The following is a 1,222-nucleotide window of genomic DNA, read 5'->3' on the forward strand; positions in this document are numbered from 1 at the left end:
GAGTTCGTCGTACTCCTCGAACGGCTGGTGGATCCACGGGCTCGTCGGCAGCAGCTCGACGTAGTAATCCGGCGTGTAGCTCGACACGCCCTTGGTCCAGATCACCGCCGAGCGCAGTTCGGCGATCGCCGGCATGCCGCGCAGCCGGTCGACCACCGCGCGCAGCGTGACGCCCGAGTCCGCCAGGTCGTCGACCAGCAGCACCCGTCCGGCGAGCTCGCCCTTCGGCAGGGTGATGTACTTCGCCATGTCGAGCCGGCCCTGGATGGTGCCGGCCTCGGCCCGGTACGAGCTCGTCGACATGATGCCCAGCGGCTTGTCGAACACGCGCGACAGCACGTCGCCCGGTCGCATCCCGCCGCGCGCCAGGCACAGGATCTGGTCGAACTCCCAGCCCGAGGCATGCACCTTGAGCGCCAGGCGCTCGATCAGCATGTGGTACTCGTCCCAGGACACGTAAAGGTGTTTGCCGTCGTCGGTCAGCATGTTCAAAGGCTCCAGGCGTCAGGCTTGATAGGGGTGGCGCAGCAGGATGGTGTGCTCGCGGTCGGGACCGGTCGATACCATGTCGATCGGCCGGCCGATGAACTCCTGCACGCGCTCCAGGTAGCGCCGCGCGTTCAGCGGCAGCGCATCCCATTGCGTGATGCCGGCGGTGCGCTCGGTCCAGCCCGGGAAGGTGTCGTAGATCGGCTTGCAGGCGACGATGTCGTCGGCATCCAGCGGCAGGATGTCGATGCGCTTGCCGTCCAGTTCGTAGCCCACGCAGACCTTGATCTCCGGCAGGCCGTCGAGCACGTCGAGCTTGGTGATGCACAGGCCCGAGATGCCGTTGATGATCATCGAGCGCTTCAGCAGCGCGGCATCGAGCCAGCCGCAGCGGCGCGGACGGCCGGTGACGGTGCCGCGCTCCTGGCCGACGGTCGACAGGTGGTGGCCGACCGTGCCGGGCTCGTTCATGTCGAGCTCGGTCGGGAACGGGCCGCTGCCCACGCGCGTGGTGTATGCCTTCGTAATGCCGAGGATGTAGTGCAGCAGGTCCGGCCCGACACCCGCGCCCGCCGCGGCGTTGCCGGCGACGCAGTTGCTGGAGGTCACGTACGGGTAGGTGCCGTGGTCGATGTCGAGCAGCGTGCCCTGCGCGCCCTCGAACAGGATGTTGGCGCCCTCGCGGTGCTTCATGAACAGCGTGTAGCCCACGTCGGCCAGCATCGGCTTGAGC

Annotated in this window: 2 protein-coding genes; both read right to left on the minus strand. The window is 67.8% G+C overall.

Annotated features, from left to right (window positions below):
- Window positions 1-486: phosphoribosyltransferase (locus AC1D1T_RS32575; protein WP_477993491.1), on the minus strand; the 486-nt coding region annotated here is incomplete at its 3' end.
- Window positions 487-504: 18 nt separating this feature from the next.
- Window positions 505-1,222 (minus strand): adenylosuccinate synthetase (locus tag AC1D1T_RS32580; protein ID WP_477993492.1); only part of this gene is annotated, 718 nt, incomplete at its 5' end.

The organism is Rhizobacter sp. P2_H3 (assembly GCF_056403355.1).